Genomic DNA, 16,300 nt, shown 5'->3' with positions numbered 1-16,300 from the left:
CGAGAAACGTGTGTTCTCAACCGCCGGCTGGATGATGGCATGCAACCAGGCGGCCATCGCCGATGCTTTGAAGAAGCGGACGCTCGCTGCGGCAGAGGGAGGTGGCGGCTGGGCAGCGGGTGTGGAACCGGCATCCCGAAGGTGGGTTCATCGGGCCGGGCAGGTCGCCCTTGAGTACCAACCGCCCGCGCCGCGCCCGGTCGATGCTGGGTATCGGGACGGCGGAACGCAGCGCCGCGGTGTAATGGTGTCTGGGCGCCGCAAAGACCTCGTCGGTCGGCCCACTCTCCACGATCGATCCCAGATACATTACCGCCACACGGCTCGAGATCTGACGCACCACGGAAAGGTCGTGAGCGATGAACACATAGGTCAGGTTGAACTCCTCGCGCAGATCGGCGAGCAGATTGACGATCTGCGCCTGGATCGACACGTCGAGCGCCGAGACCGGCTCGTCGGCCACGATCAGCCGTGGCCGCAGCGCCAGCGCACGGGCGATGCCGATACGCTGGCGCTGGCCGCCGGAGAATTCGTGCGGATAGCGCGATGCGTGCTGGGGCGACAAGTCGACCCGGCGCAGAAGGTCGGCCACGCGATCCGCCATTTCCGATGCCGAGAGGCGTTCATGGATACGGAATGGATCGGCCAGCAGATCGCCGACCCGCCGGCGCGGATTGAGCGAAGCGCTGGGATCCTGAAAGACCATCTGCATCTGCCGCCGCAACGGACGAAGCTGGCGCTGGGAGGCATCGCTGATGTCGCGGCCCTCGAATTCCAGCGACCCCGAGCTGATTTCGGTCAGACGCACCAGACACCGGCCAAGCGTGGATTTGCCGCAACCGGACTCACCGACGATGCCGAGCGTTTCCCCGGGCCAGATGTCGAGAGACACCTTATCGACCGCATGTACGGTCCGGCGCTGTGCCGGGAAGATCGACCGGCCGACGCTATAACGTTTCGACAGATCGCCGGCGCGAAGCAGCGGGCGCGGCACGGCATTCATCGTTGCATCTCCACGCCGCCAGCCTTCTGGACAGTGAATTGTCTGCGCGTGGACTCCGGCAACACGCAGGCGGCGCGATGGCTCTCGCCTTGCATGATCGGCAGCTGGACCAGACAGGCGTCGTGGCGAAAGGCACACCGGGGGCCGAAGGCGCAGCCTTTCGGCAGGTTGGAGAGCGAGGGCGGAATCCCCGGGATAGCGGCAAGCCGGGCCGGACGTGGTCCCCCCATCGGCGGGATCGAGCCGAACAAGCCCCATGTGTAGGGATGCAGCGGCGCCCGGAACACGCTGCTCTTGCCGCCCTCCTCGACAAAGCGTCCGCCATACATCACCAGCACCCGGTCCGCGACTTCGGCAACGACGCCAAGATCATGCGTGACCAGGATCACCGCCGAGCCGAACTGGTCGCGCAATCGTCCGATCAGCTCGAGGATCTGCGCCTGCACGGTAACATCGAGGGCTGTGGTCGGTTCATCCGCGACGAGCAGCGCCGGGTTGCAGGAGAGTGCCATGGCAATCACCGCGCGCTGGCGCATGCCGCCGGAAAGCTGGTGCGGGTAGCTGTCGACGACCCGATCCGGATTTGCGATGCCGACCGCATCCAGCAATTGCACGGCCCGCGCCCGCGCGGCTTTCGCCGACACTTTTTCATGCGCGCGCACCTGCTCGCCGATCTGGTTGCCGATCGTATGCACAGGAGTGAGCGCCGACATCGGATCCTGGAAGATCATCGCGATCTGGCGGCCGCGAATGGCATCGAGCGCACGCCGGCTGAGCCCGATCAGCTCCTGTCCCATGAAACGGATGGAACCGGAGACGATAGCGTTGGGGCTGTCGATCAGCCCCATGATGGCGAGCAAGGTCTGGCTTTTGCCCGAACCGGATTCGCCGACCACCCCGATGATCTCGCGCTGCTCGACGGCAAACGAGACGCCTCCCACCGCCCGCACCAGGCCCTCGTCGCTGCGGAAGGAGACGGTGAGGTCCTTGACCACCAGAAGAGGAGCATCAGCCGACATTGCGTGCCCTCGGGTCGATGATGACGAAGACGACGTCGACGATGAAGTTTGCCATCACCACGAAGAAGGCGGCGTAGATCACCGTGGCCAGGATCATCGGCAGATCGAGGGTCTGCAGTGCCTCATAGGTCAGTTTCCCGACACCCTGCAATCCGAAGACCACTTCGGTCAACAGTGCGCCGCCGCCGACCAGGGCACCAAAATCGAGGCCGAACATGGTAACGAACGCGACCAGCGAGGTCCTGAGGCCATGATGCAGCAACACCCGGCGCTCGCCGATCCCCTTGGCCCGGGCGGTGCGGATGAAATCCTCCTGCATCATCTCGATCAGGCTTGCGCGCAGCACCCGTCCATAGAGGCCGACATAGAGGGTTGCCAGCGTGAACCACGGAATGACGAGCGCCTTGAACCAGCCCCAGGGATTCTCGGTCAGGGGGATGTAGCCGAGCGGAGGAACCCAGGAAAACAGCCAGCTGTCGTGCCAGCGGCTTTGTGTCAGCAGGTTGGCGACCTCGCCCAGCCAGAAGACCGGGATCGACACGCCGACCAGGCTCAGGATCATCAGCGCGCGATCAACGAATGTACCGCGCGTTGCGCCTGCGATCACCCCGACAATCAGTCCACCCAGCACCCACAGCACTGCCGCGCCGCCGACCAGCGACAGCGTCACCGGAATGGCGCTTATCACGGTCGGGATGACGCGCTGCCCGCGATTGACGAAGGAGGTGAGATCACGGCTGACAAAAAGCCGGTTCATCATCAGCCCATATTGCACAGGCAATGGCCGGTCGAGACCGAAATCGTGGCGCACCTGGATCAACGTCTCTTGCGAAGCATTGCGGCCGGCAATGCGCGCCGACGGATCGGCGCCCGGCGTCGCAAAGAAAATCAGGAAAGCAACGACACTTATGCCGAACATGACCAGCACCATCTGGCCAAGCCGGAAGCCGAGCGCGGCAACCACTAGACGCCCCTCGGCGAGGATTTCGGATCGAGCGCGTCGCGTACGCTGTCGCCCAGAATGTTGAGGGCCAGGACCGTGATGACGATGGCCAGCCCCGGCGCCAGTGCAACGACCGGCCGCGAATAGAGCAGGCCCTGGCCGTCCTGGATGATGGTGCCCCAGCTGGCATCCGGCGGCTGCACGCCGATCGACAGGAACGACAGCGAGGATTCCGTCATCATGTTGAGCGCCAGGATCAACGGCACGAAAACGATGATCCGGGTCACCACATTGGGCATGATGTCGCGCAAAAGGATGCGCCAGGGCGACGCGCCCAGGCCGATCGCAGCGGTCACGAATTCGGCATGCATCAAGGTCAGGACATGGCCACGGATCGGCCGCGCCACATAGGGCACATAGACGATGCCGATGATGAAGACCGGTAGCCACAGGCTGCCGGAGCGGATTTCGAATGGACCGATCTGGATACTCTGCGCAATCAGCACGATCGACAGCGAGATCGCCAGCAGGAAAATCGGGAAGGCCCAGAGCACGTCGAGAATGCGCGACAGGCCGATGTCGACGATGCCACCGAAGAACCCGGAGACGACCCCCAGAAACGTCGCGAGGACGAGACACAGCGCGGCTGCAGCACCCGAGATCAACAGCGAATCCCGTCCGCCGTAAAGCAGCCGCGCCGCGACGTCGCGGCCCTGGTTGTCGGCTCCGAGCAGGTAGGGACCGATGCGCCACGTCGGCCCGATCGGCGTCATGCCGAGGCCAAGGCCTTCTGTGGAGGGCTGCAGCACCGGCTGGGTCACCCCATCGACGACGACCTCGCCATTGAGATTGGTCACAAATGGATCGGTGCCGGAGACGTACCGCGCATAAAGCGGCGCCGCGAGCGAGGCGATCACGACGACGACGAGCACGGCGAATGCCGATATTGCCGAACGATCGCCTTTCAGCTTGCGCCATGCCGTGCGCCACGGGCCATCGGTGGCCCGGCGAACCGAGATGGCGGGCTGATCCGCAATGACATTGACCATGAACAGGATTGCCTAGGAAAAATCTCGGCCTGAAAGATGCGCTGATCCGCCGGAAAAGGAAATGCGACGGAGAGCCGGCGGCGCTCCGTCGCATTGGCTCCGGGAGGTTATTCCACCCAAGACTGGCTGACGATCCAGTAGAATTGTGGGCTGAAGGTGAAGTTCTTCAGCCTGGACGAGATGACATCGACCCGCTTCGGCGTGAACAGGACGGCGACCGGCGCCTTGTCCGTCACCGCCTTGTCAATGGCGGTCCAGAGTGTCGCGCCCTTGGCCGGATCGGCGATGGTGGCTGCCTCTGCCTCGTCCATCGATGCGTCGATCGACTTGTCGCAGAACCCCGAAATATTGACCGAGGCGTCGGAACCTGGCGTAAACGAGGCACAGCTGAACAAGACCTGCAGGAAATTCGATGGCGCCGGGTAATCCTGGAACCATTGCGAGATCGAAATCTGCACCTTGTTGTTGGTGTTCTGGATGTAGGTGAACTGGATGTTCTGCGAAATCGGCTTGACCGACGTCTTGTAGCCAAGCTGGTTGAGCACGTCCTGCAGATAGACGCCGATCGCCTTGGAGACAGTGGTGTCCTCGGTGATGATCGTCACCTCCTGACCTGCGGTTCCCGATTCAGCAACCAATTGCTTGGCCTTATCCATATCCGGCGCGGACCACTTCTCACCCGGATTGGCGGTGAACGGGCAATAGGCTGCGAATGACGGGAAGCCCGGCGGCAGGATCTGACAGGCCGGCTGCGCCAGATTGCTGCCGCCGAAAAGCTTGACGATCGCGGCGCGGTCGATGGCGAAGTTCACCGCCTGGCGAACGCGGATGTCGTTGAACGGCGCCAGATTGGTGTTCATCGGCGCGTACCACATCGCCGTCAGCGGGTGAACCGTGACCTGCTTGGCATATTTGGTGCCGAGTTCGGCGAGACGGTCGGACGGCGGCGGATCGAACATCCAGTCCGCCTGGCCATTCTCGACCGCCGTCACCGCCGCCTCGTCGGTAAGGCCGAATTCATAGTCGATCTCGTCCGGATATCCGGCCGGCTGCGCTTCCTTGCTCCATTCCTTGAAGTGAGGGTTGCGCACAATCTTCATCAGCTTGTTGGGGTCGTAACTGGCGATCATATAGGGTCCGGTGCCCGGAATCGGATCGGTGCCGGCGTCCTTGAGCGGCGCGCTCGCCGGCAGGATCGACGCGTGTGGAACGGCAAGCTTCTGCAGGAACTCGGCATCCGGCTGGACCAAGTTGAAGGTAATGGTTCCGGCCGCATCGTCGACAGACAGGCCACCTTCGAGGGAGCATGTCGCGGGCGCCTTCAAGCATGCATCCGCGCCGATGATGCCTTTGTAGAAGGTCCCGGCCGTCGGCCCGCTGATCTTGAAGATGCGCTGGAACGAAGCGACCACGTCTTTGGTCGTGACGTCCGAGCCATCGGCGAACTTGATGCCCTTGCGCAGCTTGAAGACATAGGTCTTGCCGCCGTTCTCGACCTGCGGGAGGCTTTCCGCCAGGTCCGCGACGACCTCGAAGCCGGTCTTGTCTCTGGCCTTCCTGTAGGTCACCAGGCCATCGTAGAGGATATAATTGATCTGGAAATACTGCAGCGTGTAATTGATGTGCGGATCGGCGGTGCCTGCCGCGGCATTGGCCAGCAATCGGAGCGTGCCGCCTGGCTTGCCCTCGGCGGCCAAGGCACCGCTTGCCGGCGACATCATCGTCACGCCGAGCAGAGCCAGCCCGGGTATCAACGCTGCAAATGCTTTTTGGGGTCGCATATTTGTTCCCTCATGGAGGCGTGTCGGCTTTTGCCGCGCTGAATCCGGTCGATCGACCGCCGCGCGGCTGAAAACAGTCCTGGGTTTGCGAACGGCGTTCGCTACTTCGCCCAATCGCAAAAGACTACGGCGAGCGAAGCCGGACGGGATAGCTATTAAGATAGATAGGGTCGGACAGGCTTATTCCCGCCTATTTGTTGAGCAGTCGCCCGACATGGCTATTTGACAAGCAATCATCAGCGGGTAAGCTTGCCGGATGCAAAGCCTTCCAGGCGATCTAGAGAGCCGGTTCCGAACTGGAATGAGCATCGACGCTGCCATGGCGATGGCGACGGAGGTGCTGGAGCCCATCGGTTTCACCGCATTCATCTACGACTATACGCCGGTGCCGGTCAGCCACAAGGGCGAGCTTATCACGCCCTCGCTGATGGCTCTGCGCAACGTGCCGCGCGACATGCAGGATCTCTGGTGCAAGGGCGGATATTATCAGCTCGACCCGGTGCAGGAGGCCGCGCTCGCGGTATCGAGACCGTTTCTCTGGTCGCACAACGGTGTTCAGAGCAACGTCATGCAGCGTGTGCTTCAGTCCAAGCACGATCCTGTGGTCAGCTATCTGCTTGACACGAGGATGACCTGCGGCGTCACCGTACCCATTCGCCTTGCCGGCGGCGATCTCGCCACCTTCACCGCTATCCGTGCCGATCCGGAGGCCGGGTTCGAGGCCGAAGCCAGACCCTTCATCGCCGAGATCGGCGATCTGGGTCATCTGCTGCATGATTCCGTCTATGCCGGTTTCGATGCTGGAATCCGCACCTGCCAACATGTCCATCTGACGTCGCGCGAACGCCAGTGCCTGCGCCTGGCCGCTGCCGGACTGACGGCCAAGCAGGTCGCGCGTGAGATTGGCCGCGCGGTGCCTACCGCAACGCTGCACCTCAACGCGGCGACGCGAAAGCTTGGCGCGCGCAACCGCTTCCATGCCATCGCGCTCGCCGCCCATTACCGGCTGCTTGAACCGGAGCATTGAGGCTCTCGACCTGCGGGCGATCGGCCTTGCCTCGGGCAAACTCATAACCGGCAAACCTATAAATAGTGCTAGCTGTAAATGCGCCGGGCCGCTTAGTACCGTCGGCCGCAAAACAAGGCTTGGGAGGGTCCACACTTCGGCTCCTGCCGCGCCATGATGCGGAGCTTTGATTGTGACGGCGCATGCGATCACCGAAGGATTTAGCCAATACCAGGGCTATCGCACCTGGTACCGAGTGACCGGAAACCTCACCTCGGGCAAGCTGCCCCTGATCGTCGCTCATGGTGGACCGGGCTGCACGCACGACTATGTGGATTCATTCAAGGAGCTTGCCGAAACCGGACGAGCCGTCATCCACTACGACCAGATCGGCAATGGCAAATCGACCCATCTGCCGGATAAGGGCGGTGACTTCTGGACCGTCGATTTCTTCCTGGGCGAACTCGATGCGCTGCTCGCCCATCTCGGCATTGCCAGCCGCTACGCCCTGCTGGGCCAATCCTGGGGCGGCATACTTTCGGCCGAGCACGCGGTGCGCCGCCCGGAGGGGCTCAAGGCATTGATCCTGGCCAATTCGCTGGCCTCGATGGTGCTGTGGGTGAAAGGAGCCCGGCAATTGCGCGCCGGGCTGCCAGCCGATGTGCAAAGCGCGCTCGACCGGCACGAAGCGGCAGGAACCACCGATCATCCGGAATATGTTGCGGCGACGAAGGCTTTCTACGACCGCCATGTCTGTCGCGTCGTTCCGATGCCGCCAGAGGTCGCCCGGACATTTGCGGCAATCGAGGAAGATCCGACCGTCTATCACACCATGAATGGTCCCAATGAGTTCCACGTCATCGGCACGATGCGGAACTGGACCATCGTCGACCGCCTGCATCAGATCGAGGCGCCGACCCTGGTTTTCCGCGGCTTCTACGACGAAGCGACCGAGGCCTGCGTCCAGCCCTTTCTGGATCTTATCCCGCACGTCGAAGGTTTGGTCTTCCCGAATTCCAGCCACATGCCGCATGTCGAGGAAAAGCACGACTGCCTCGCCGCCGTCGGGCGCTTCCTGGCCAAATACGACTGACGTTCCAGCACGCCCTTCAGCCTGCGGTGGCCGAAGACGAGTGACAGTCCGCTCTCGGCGAGGTCGGCGAGCAACTCCTCGTTGCCGCCGCCGGTGCCATGACGATGCCGTCGATGCGGCGCTCCAGCACCCGGTCGATCTCGCGCGCTTCGCGTGCCGTGTTTCTCCTCGGTGCTGAACAGCAGAATATTATAGCGCTCGGCGCGCTGGTGGGCTGCGTCTCCAGTCCGCGTACGAACTCGGCGAAAAAGGGATTGGTGACGTCCGAAATCGGCGCGGCGATGGTGCCGGTCTGGGCGGCGCGCAGGCTGCGCGCTCAGCCATCCGGCCGATATCTCAGCCCGCTGAGCTGTCTTGAGCTTCTTTTGGTCTCGACGCTCAGGGCGCGCGAACCGTTGCCGACAGGCGAGACCATCGCGGCCGACGCCGAGTGCGAAGGTGCCTGCAGGTATGGAACGTGTCCACCCCAAGTTTCGCCAAGCACGTTGCAACCGAATCTATTAGCCGGCGTTAAAGTGCGGGTGGTTTAGCGGGAGGCTTTCATGCAGACGTATCTCGTCGAGCGTATGGACGGCGACGATGTGATCTCGGTGCGCGTCGTCAACGCGCCGAGTCCGTTCAAGGCTGCGGCCATGGTGACCGATGGACATATTACCTTCCGAAAGTGGGAAAAAGACTGGATCCGCGTGACTGACGAAAATCGGGGACAGATCTATGCATATTGTTTTGTCGCCGGCAGCTACTCCGATACTGAACCATTGCCGGTATCGCCCGGGAGAACCACAGAATAGGCAATGTGCCTGAATAGCGGCGATTCCGTCTTCGATCCCACCTTGGCAGATGTGTAACAGGCGTTGCCAACTTGGCACGAACGCCAGTGCTCGCTGCGTCAAGCGCACCACGCGAGCCCGGCATGATTGGCTCTGCCGGCGGCTTGCGAAACAGGCGAAGTGACTAACCAAGCGTCCTTGGGCGAAGATCGGGGCATCATCAGAATGATCGATGAAAAGATTGGGGCGGGAGGCGATAAGTGATCCTAATCTTAGCGTGGGCAACTCATGTCTTCGGCATATTTGGGATCAGAAGTCGCGGATCAGGATCTAGCGGTGGATTGTCAGACAACGACCTCCAATAAATGGTCAAGTGTTCCACAATACGCACTGGATCAGGGTGGTCCGGTACTGCGCCCATTTCAAGGATTGGGCACCGATTTTACCAACGTTGCCGTATTCGATCACCTGAGAAATATGGTCCGCCAGTACCCCGACAAGCTCGCAATCAGCGACGGCGCCAATCGTCTGACTTATTCCCAGCTTCTCCGGTCAGTTGAGACGCTGTCCTACCAGATCGCTGCCGCCGTCCCAGACGGACAGGCGATAGGGATTCTTCAGGCCAACTCGGCCTGGTATCCCATCGCCATCCTGGCAAGCATGACGGCTGGGCGACTTTCGGTGCCACTCAACGCGCGAGATCCCAGCTCGCGGATCCTGGAAATCGTGGCGGGGGCGCGGCTCTCGGCCATCCTGGGCGAGGGCAATGTCCGACCCGCCGGTTTGCCTCACCAAGTCAGTTGGATCGATGTGCCCACCAGTGCGGCCTCGCAATCGGTACAAGTGCCTCAGCCTTACCCCGTCTCGGTCGATGCGCCCGCCATCGTGCTTTATACGTCAGGGAGCACAGGCCGCCCCAAAGGCATCGTTAACAGCCAGCGCAGCTTGCTGTGCCGGGTCCAGCAATATGTCGATGCATGCCACATCAACTCGGATGATGTTTTCCTGCCATTGACCGGACCCGCCACAATCGCCGGGTACCGGGAGATTCTTGCAGCCCTTCTCACCGGGGCCACTTTGCATCTGGTCGAAGTCGAAGCGGTCGGCTTGCGCGCCGTTCAGCGCCTAGTGCGATCCGAAGGCGTGACAATCACCTATCTGGTGCCGGCGCTGCTTCGCGCGCTCATGGCCGACGGACCTGCTGAAGCGTTCCATTCGCTTAGAGTCGCCCGGATCGGTGGCGAGAAGGTGCCCTGGACCGACATCGCACTGCTGCGCAAGGCCGTCTCCGATACGTGCCTCATCCAGATCGGTTACTCGTCAACCGAGACCACCGGCTCACAATGGTTCTTGCCGCGAGACTGGCCGGAGCATGGAGATTCGGTTCCAGTTGGTTGGCTGCTGCCTGGAATCACCTTCGCAATTGTCGACGAAGCGGGCCGCTGCGTTCAATCGGGCCGCAGCGGAGAGCTTCTGATCAGGAGCCCGTATGTCTTGCTTGGCCATTGGGAGGATGGGGCGGTTATGCCGGCGACATCAGACCCGGACGATCCAGGCCTTCGGATTTTCGCGACAGGTGACCTCGTCCGACTTGATAATCAAGGCTTACTGCACATCGTCGGTCGCAAGGGACGGCAGGTAAAGATCAACGGTCGACGCGTCGAGCCAGCCGAACTCGAACGGGTGCTGCGTTGCGCGCCTGCTGTTGCGGATGCCGTGGCAATCGTGACTGCGGCCAATGAGCTTGTCGCCTTTGCCGTTCCTCGGCGCTCGGCCGAAGCGAGCTTTTCGGACGAGCTTCGCCAGCTTGTGAGGACCAATCTGCCACCGCCGCTGCGTCCCTTGCGGTTACACACGATCGCCGAGATCCCGCGTCTGCCAAGCGGCAAGGTGGACATCTCGACACTTGCAGAGATGGATCTTTCAGCCAGAGGGACGGCAGCGACGGCGCGTCCGCTCGAGCCGCGAGGCAAGCTGACGGCGCAGCAGATCGTCCAGCGGGCGTGGACCAGCATCCTCAATACGCGCGTAGCGGCGGGACGCTGGGATGACGCCGGAGGAGACTCGCTGAAGCTGCTGCACTGCGTCATGGAAATCGAAAGCGCCATCGGGCAGGAACTCGGCCTTGAGGCGTTCACCGTTGGAATGAGCCTGGACGAGATGGTCAAGGCGGTCGCGTCTGCACAGGCAGGCGACCAAAGCGCGCGCGCCCAGAAGCATGATCCTCCAATTCTTTTTCTGTTCCCGGGATCCGTCGGCTACGGCCCGAGCCTTGCTGCCTTTGCAGCAGCGATGGGCAAGATCACCCGCGTTGCCCCGATCAGGTACCCAGCCCTGACCATGATCCTGCGCGGGCAAAACAGCCTCTCCGACATGGCCGATGCCGCCGTCGAGCAGATCCGCCGCGCTCAACCCGCGGGTCATATACGACTTCTCGGTCATTCGCTCGGCGGTGCTGTCGCTTTCGAAGTTGCGGCGCGGCTGCTGGCCGCGGGGCGGACCGTAAGGTTCCTTGGCATTCTCGACACCAGTCTCGTCGGCGAGCGAAGCGCTCGCTGGGAGACGTTTACGCGCACATTCAATCGAATCCGAACCAACCGCGTATCCGCTTATCGGATGGCTTGCCGGGCCCTCGCGAAAGTCGCCGTGGCAATGCGGCGCGAGGCGCAACTGGTCCGGTTTCTCGATCGTTTCGCTCAGGGACAGTTCAACGCGACGAGTTTTAGAACCAAACTGGAACTGCAAGAGGTTTTGCGCGCGCGAGCCTTCTTCCAGTGGGTGGCCGAGCCAAAGCCGGCGCTGCCGATCACAGGCACCCTGTTCCGCTGTGCTCGACCCGGAATGCCTCTGGCCATCGGCTGGGATCGCGCTTTCGGACATCTGGACGTGATTCCGATCGTCGGCAGCCACATCGATCTGGTCGTAGAACCTCACCTCGCCACCAACCGCCCGCTTATCGAGAAAGCGGTGGCGCAAACCTATTCGCCAACCGAGTCTCGCAAACTGGAGTACAAGCTATCGACCTGATCTCAACATTCAGCAAGGACGCGCTTGTGCTCGACGCTGCTGCGGAGGTCGATCGCATCGTCCAGATCCTGCGCCAGCAGGTCCTTGGCACGCTGCGACGTCGAGGCGCGGTTGTCGGCCTCTCAGGCGGCATCGACAGCTCCGTCGTCGCGGCGTTGTGTGTTCGCGCCTTTGGGAAAGACAAGGTCCTCGGAATATTCATGCCGGAGCGCCACTCCTCCGGTGACTCGCTAAGGCTTGGCCGCACTGTCGCCGCACAGCTTGGCATCGATGCGATCCTGGAGGACATAACACCGGCCCTCGAAGCGATCGGCGCCTATTGTCGGCAGACCGAGGCAATCCAGACTGTCGTTCCCGACTATGGGGACGGCTGGAAATGCAAGCTGGTGCTGGCCTCAGTTCTCGAGAGCAATGGTCTCAACATCACGCGCCTCACGGTTCAGGACCCTGAGGGCAGGACCGACACGGTGCGTCTGCCGTCGGCAGCCTATCTGCAGATCGTCGCCGCAACCAATTACAAGCAGCGCCTGCGCAAGATGACCGAGTACTATCATGCCGACCGCCTCAACTACGCGGTAGCGGGCACGCCGAACCGCCTGGAATACGACCAGGGCTTCTTCGTCAAGCAGGGCGACGGAATCGCCGACCTGATGCCAATCGTTCACCTCTACAAGACCCAGGTCTACCAGTTGGCCGAATATCTTGGGGTGGAGGAAGAGGTCCGGCGCAGACCGCCCACCACGGACACCTTCTCGATGGCGCAGAGCCAGGAGGAGTTCTACTTCGCACTGCCTTATTATCTGATGGATTTGTGCCTCTACGGGTTAAACCACGGGATCGCTAGCGAAGACGTCGCCGAGGCCACCGGTCTCACCGTGGTGCAGGTTCAGAAAGTTTTCAAGGATATCGACAGCAAACGGCGCGCCGCACGCTATCTTCACGCGCGGCCGTTGGTGTCCTCTTCAATGGGCGAGGGCTAGGCGATGTGCGGCATCGCCGGAATTGTGTCGCTGAGCGCCGCCGCGGCGCCCCCTTCCCGTGATGCGCTGATGCGCATGGTAGGCACACTGGCGCATCGCGGCCCGGACGAGCGCGGTCTTTACCGGGACAAACGTGCGGGATTGGCGCATGCCCGTCTGTCCGTCATCGATCTCGCCAGTGGCCAGCAGCCACTCGCTGGCGCGGGCGACACAATGTGGATCGTCTTTAACGGCGAAATCTTCAATTACATCGAGCTGCGACAAGACCTGGTCGCGCTCGGTTATCGCTTCCGCACACGCAGCGACACGGAAGTCATCGTCCATGCCTATCATGCCTGGGGCGAGGCCGCCTTCGAGCGGATGAATGGGCAATGGGCAGTCGCCATATGGGACTCCGTGGCGGGTCGACTCGTCTTGTCGCGGGATCGGTTCGGCATCTGTCCGCTGCATTTTTGCGAGCACGGCGGACGGCTTTACTTCGCCAGCGAGGTGAAGGCCATTTTCGCGGCCGATGCGGATATACCCCGCGCCTTCGATCCAGCCGGCATCGATCAGACTTTCACGCTCTGGACTGTCGTGCCGCCACAAGGCGTGTTTGGAGGAGTAAGCGAACTCACTCCAGGGCACATTCGCATTTATGACAGTGGCATCGTTCGCGAGCGGGCTTTTTGGAAGCCAAGCTATCCAGAGGTTGACGGACCCGGCGATGACGAATTCGCCGGTTCACTTGATGACGCGGTGGAGGAAGTGCGCGGCGCCCTGGAAGCCGCTACGGCGCTCAGGATAGTACGCGCCGACGTGCCGGTCGGCTGCTATTTGTCCGGCGGGCTCGACAGCTCGCTGGTCGCCGCGCTTGGGAGACGCTTCGCCGGCGGGCGCTTCCAGACTTTCTCCCTGCGTTTTGCCGACGCCGAGTATGACGAGACTCATTTCCAGCGTCTGGTTGCCGGCGTGGCGGGAAGCGAGCACCATGAGGTGGTTGTTTCGCGCAGCGATATCGCTGGCATCTTCCCTGAGGTGATCTACCACACCGAGCGGCCAATCCTCAGGACCGCGCCGGCGCCGCTGTTCCTGCTATCGAGACTGGTGCGTCAGCATGGCATCAAGGTCGTGCTGACCGGCGAAGGGGCCGACGAAATGTTCGCCGGCTACGATCTGTTCCGCGAGGGCAAGGTCCGCCGTTTCTGGGGACGCCAGCCCGCCTCGACGCGACGCTCCCGGCTGCTGGAGCGCCTCTATCCCTATCTCAGCCGCTCGCCGGTGCAACAGCAGGCGATGGCACGCCAGTTCTTCGGGCGCGACATCCACGCCCATGACGCACCTGGTTTTGCGCATGGCACGCGCTGGCGTACCACGAGCGCCATCAAGCGGCTGTTTTCGGCAGACATGCGCGCCCAAACGGAGCGCCGCAACGCCGTGTCCGAGCTGCTTGCCCGCCTGCCGGCGGAGTTTTCGCGATGGGACTCCCTTGCGCAGGACCAGCATATCGAGATCCAGACGCTGATGTCGGGATACCTGCTTTCATCGCAAGGGGACAGGATGCTCTTGGCCCATTCCGTCGAGGGGCGCTTCCCATTCCTCGATCATGAACTCGTGAGGCTCGCGAATTCGCTTCCGGCCGCCTACAAGCTGCGCGTGCTCGATGAAAAGCATGTTCTGAAGCGTGTGGCGCAACCGATTGTGCCGTCGGAAATCGTCACTCGCAAGAAGCAGCCCTACCGGGCCCCCAACGCGCTTTGCTTCGTCGCCGATGGCGCTCCGGCCTATATTCGCGAAGCACTTTCGGAGGCGGCGCTGCGCGAGGCAAACGTCTTCGATCCTAAGTCGGTTGCCCGTCTCCTGAGCAAGTGCCAGGCCAGCGCCGGCGGCGCCGACCTGTCCAACTCCGACAATATGGCGCTGGTCGGGGTGCTGTCGACGCAGCTTCTTCATGAGCAATTTATCGCGAGCCGACCAAGTGGAGCTCGCACGCTCAAGCTCAGCGTCGATATCGACCGCGAGCATCGCGCAGAGGTGCTCGCATGATGCATGGCGCCGTACCGCTCCTGCACGACTATCTCATCCACTCTGCCAGCCGGCTCGGCGGGAAGGTGGCCCTGGTGTGCGGTAATCAACGTGTCACCTACGGCGATCTCGATATGCGCTCGAACGCCATAGCGCATCATTTGAGCCAGGCCGGAATCGCGCGCGGCGATCGGGTGGTGATCTTCGCCGACAACACTGTCGAGGCCGTCGTCGCTTTCTGGGCCGTGCTCAAGGCCAACGCCGTGGTGTGCATCGTCAATCCACTCACCAAAAGCGACAAGCTTGGTTATCTGCTCAACGATTGCCGCCCGACGGCACTGATCACCGACAACCACCTGCATTCGATTTTCAGGGAGCCGGCGCGGAATTGCCCATCGTTGCGCTGCATGATCGTCTCCGGGCCGATCGAACGCGACGACCTGCAAGAACTGCCGCATGCTGTGCGCTGGGAAACTGCGGTCGCGGCAGCCCGCAGCACGCCGCCCGCGCGCCGCTGCATCGATATCGATCTTGCTGCAATCATTTATACGTCCGGCTCGACGGGCGAGCCCAAGGGCGTGATGCTGACGCACCGAAACATGGTTGCCGCGTGCGCCTCGATTTCCTCATACCTGGCGCTTGCTGAAGACGAGGTGATCCTCAACGTCCTGCCGCTCGCCTTCGACTACGGCCTGTACCAGATGATCATGGCATTCGGCGCGGGCGCCCGGCTGGTGCTTGAACGCTCGTTCGCCTTCCCCGCGCAGATCCTTGGGCTGATCAAGCAAGAAAGGGTGACGGGCTTTCCCGGCGTACCGACCATCTTCGCCGCACTCGGGGAGCTCAAGTCTCTCAGGGATCAGGATTTTTCGAGTATTCGCTATGTCACGAACACTGCGGCCGCTCTGCCGCTCAAGCACATTCTCCTGCTTCAGGAGCTATTTTCTCGTGCCCGTATCTATTCGATGTACGGCCTTACCGAATGCAAGCGCTGTACCTACCTGCCGCCGGAGGATCTCGAGCGAAAGCCGTTGAGCGTCGGGATCGCCATCCCCAATACGGAAATGTGGATTGTCGACGAGCATGACAGGCGGGTCGGCCACGGTGTCGTTGGCCAGCTCGTCATCCGCGGAGCGACGGTGATGAAGGGTTACTGGGGCAAGCCGGAGGCGACGGCCAGGAAGCTCAAGCCCGGACCGCTGCCGGGCGAGCAGGTCCTGTACACCGGCGATTACTGCCGGATGGACGCCGAGGGCTACCTCTACTTTGTCGGTCGCGGCGACGAGATCATAAAATCGCGGGGCGAGAAGATAGCGCCGAAGGAGGTGGAAAACGTGTTGATGGAGATTGCGGGCGTACGGGAAGCCGCGGTCATCGGCGTTCCGGACGAGTTGCTTGGACAAGCAGTGAAGGCATTTGTCGTGATGGAGCAAGGAAGCATGATCGGTGAAAAGCAGTTGCAGAAAGAGTGCCAGAGACGACTGGAAAACTTCATGGTTCCAAAGTCGATCGTCATCGTACCCAGTCTGCCGATGACCGACACGGGCAAACTCAAAAAAACCGCCCTGTCATGAGTCGGTATCAGGGCGAAGTTGATCAGCATTCATTTTTTGTACCGGAGGCGA

General features: G+C 62.0%; 13 protein-coding genes. 8 read left to right on the top strand and 5 right to left on the bottom strand.

Features of this window, described 5'->3' with window-relative positions:
- Nucleotides 1–16 precede the first annotated feature (16 nt).
- The 5 genes from NKJ93_RS13190 to NKJ93_RS13170 all read right to left on the bottom strand — a co-directional run bounded on the left by NKJ93_RS13190 (nt 17) and on the right by NKJ93_RS13170 (nt 5,795).
- Nucleotides 17–1,003 (bottom strand): ABC transporter ATP-binding protein, encoded by a 987-nt coding sequence (locus tag NKJ93_RS13190; RefSeq protein WP_023718538.1) that lies wholly within the window; start codon nt 1,001–1,003, stop codon nt 17–19.
- Nucleotides 1,000–2,022: an ABC transporter ATP-binding protein gene (locus tag NKJ93_RS13185; RefSeq protein WP_352589450.1), complete on the bottom strand. Its 1,023-nt coding sequence runs from the start codon at nt 2,020–2,022 to the stop codon at nt 1,000–1,002. Before NKJ93_RS13185 ends, NKJ93_RS13190 begins: the two co-directional genes overlap by 4 nt.
- Nucleotides 2,012–2,986 (bottom strand): ABC transporter permease, encoded by a 975-nt coding sequence (locus tag NKJ93_RS13180; protein ID WP_023718540.1) that lies wholly within the window; start codon nt 2,984–2,986, stop codon nt 2,012–2,014. The genes NKJ93_RS13185 and NKJ93_RS13180 overlap by 11 nt, the downstream gene beginning before the upstream one ends.
- Nucleotides 2,986–4,014 carry an ABC transporter permease gene (locus NKJ93_RS13175; protein WP_023718541.1) on the bottom strand — a complete coding sequence of 343 codons (1,029 nt, stop codon included), beginning with the start codon at nt 4,012–4,014 and terminating at the stop codon, nt 2,986–2,988. The genes NKJ93_RS13180 and NKJ93_RS13175 overlap by 1 nt, the downstream gene beginning before the upstream one ends.
- Nucleotides 4,015–4,121: 107 nt before the next feature.
- Nucleotides 4,122–5,795: an ABC transporter substrate-binding protein gene (locus NKJ93_RS13170; RefSeq protein ID WP_352589447.1), complete on the bottom strand. Its 1,674-nt coding sequence runs from the start codon at nt 5,793–5,795 to the stop codon at nt 4,122–4,124.
- Nucleotides 5,796–6,096: 301 nt separating this feature from the next.
- Here NKJ93_RS13170 and NKJ93_RS13165 point away from each other — a divergent pair, with 301 nt between their 5' ends.
- The 8 genes from NKJ93_RS13165 (at nt 6,097) to NKJ93_RS13130 (ending at nt 16,249) form a co-directional block, all read left to right on the top strand.
- The gene (locus tag NKJ93_RS13165) at nt 6,097–6,822 is read left to right on the top strand and encodes a LuxR family transcriptional regulator (RefSeq protein WP_023718543.1); all 726 of its coding nucleotides are present in this window, start codon (nt 6,097–6,099) and stop codon (nt 6,820–6,822) included.
- A 172-nt stretch (nt 6,823–6,994) separates the two neighbouring features.
- On the top strand, nt 6,995–7,894 hold the full coding sequence (locus NKJ93_RS13160) for a proline iminopeptidase-family hydrolase (protein WP_031193844.1): 900 nt from the start codon (nt 6,995–6,997) through the stop codon (nt 7,892–7,894).
- A gap of 98 nt (nt 7,895–7,992) precedes the next feature.
- Entirely contained in the window at nt 7,993–8,424 is a 432-nt protein-coding gene (locus NKJ93_RS13155) for a hypothetical protein (RefSeq protein ID WP_352494498.1), read from the top strand.
- A gap of 12 nt (nt 8,425–8,436) precedes the next feature.
- Nucleotides 8,437–8,685 (top strand): hypothetical protein, encoded by a 249-nt coding sequence (locus tag NKJ93_RS13150; RefSeq protein ID WP_023718545.1) that lies wholly within the window; start codon nt 8,437–8,439, stop codon nt 8,683–8,685.
- 267 nt (nt 8,686–8,952) lie between these two features.
- On the top strand, nt 8,953–11,691 hold the full coding sequence (locus tag NKJ93_RS13145) for an AMP-binding protein (RefSeq protein WP_352494499.1): 2,739 nt from the start codon (nt 8,953–8,955) through the stop codon (nt 11,689–11,691).
- Nucleotides 11,688–12,671: an NAD(+) synthase gene (gene nadE, locus NKJ93_RS13140; protein ID WP_031193946.1), complete on the top strand. Its 984-nt coding sequence runs from the start codon at nt 11,688–11,690 to the stop codon at nt 12,669–12,671. The genes NKJ93_RS13145 and nadE overlap by 4 nt, the downstream gene beginning before the upstream one ends.
- Before the next feature lie 3 nt (nt 12,672–12,674).
- Nucleotides 12,675–14,696, top strand: coding sequence for an asparagine synthase (glutamine-hydrolyzing) (gene asnB / locus NKJ93_RS13135; RefSeq protein ID WP_352494500.1), 2,022 nt, complete (start codon nt 12,675–12,677; stop codon nt 14,694–14,696).
- Entirely contained in the window at nt 14,693–16,249 is a 1,557-nt protein-coding gene (locus NKJ93_RS13130; protein ID WP_023718549.1) for a class I adenylate-forming enzyme family protein, read from the top strand. Before asnB ends, NKJ93_RS13130 begins: the two co-directional genes overlap by 4 nt.
- Nucleotides 16,250–16,300: the final 51 nt, after the last annotated feature.

It is taken from the genome of Mesorhizobium sp. M0028 (assembly GCF_040323855.1).
Classification (GTDB): Bacteria; Pseudomonadota; Alphaproteobacteria; order Rhizobiales; family Rhizobiaceae; genus Mesorhizobium.
Note: the sequence above shows the minus strand (reverse complement) of the source record. Positions and strands in the feature narration are given on the sequence as shown.

What these genes read in the sequence shown, in the direction of transcription:
- NKJ93_RS13190 (WP_023718538.1), bottom strand. Translation starts at nt 1,003, where the DNA reads ATGAATGCCGTGCCGCGCCCGCTGCTTCGCGCCGGCGATCTGTCGAAA.
- NKJ93_RS13185 (WP_352589450.1), bottom strand. Translation starts at nt 2,022, where the DNA reads ATGTCGGCTGATGCTCCTCTTCTGGTGGTCAAGGACCTCACCGTCTCC.
- NKJ93_RS13175 (WP_023718541.1), bottom strand. Translation starts at nt 4,014, where the DNA reads ATGGTCAATGTCATTGCGGATCAGCCCGCCATCTCGGTTCGCCGGGCC.
- NKJ93_RS13170 (WP_352589447.1), bottom strand. Translation starts at nt 5,795, where the DNA reads ATGCGACCCCAAAAAGCATTTGCAGCGTTGATACCCGGGCTGGCTCTG.
- NKJ93_RS13165 (WP_023718543.1), top strand. Translation starts at nt 6,097, where the DNA reads ATGAGCATCGACGCTGCCATGGCGATGGCGACGGAGGTGCTGGAGCCC.
- NKJ93_RS13155 (WP_352494498.1), top strand. Translation starts at nt 7,993, where the DNA reads ATGACGATGCCGTCGATGCGGCGCTCCAGCACCCGGTCGATCTCGCGC.
- NKJ93_RS13150 (WP_023718545.1), top strand. Translation starts at nt 8,437, where the DNA reads ATGCAGACGTATCTCGTCGAGCGTATGGACGGCGACGATGTGATCTCG.
- NKJ93_RS13145 (WP_352494499.1), top strand. Translation starts at nt 8,953, where the DNA reads ATGTCTTCGGCATATTTGGGATCAGAAGTCGCGGATCAGGATCTAGCG.
- asnB (WP_352494500.1), top strand. Translation starts at nt 12,675, where the DNA reads ATGTGCGGCATCGCCGGAATTGTGTCGCTGAGCGCCGCCGCGGCGCCC.
- NKJ93_RS13130 (WP_023718549.1), top strand. Translation starts at nt 14,693, where the DNA reads ATGATGCATGGCGCCGTACCGCTCCTGCACGACTATCTCATCCACTCT.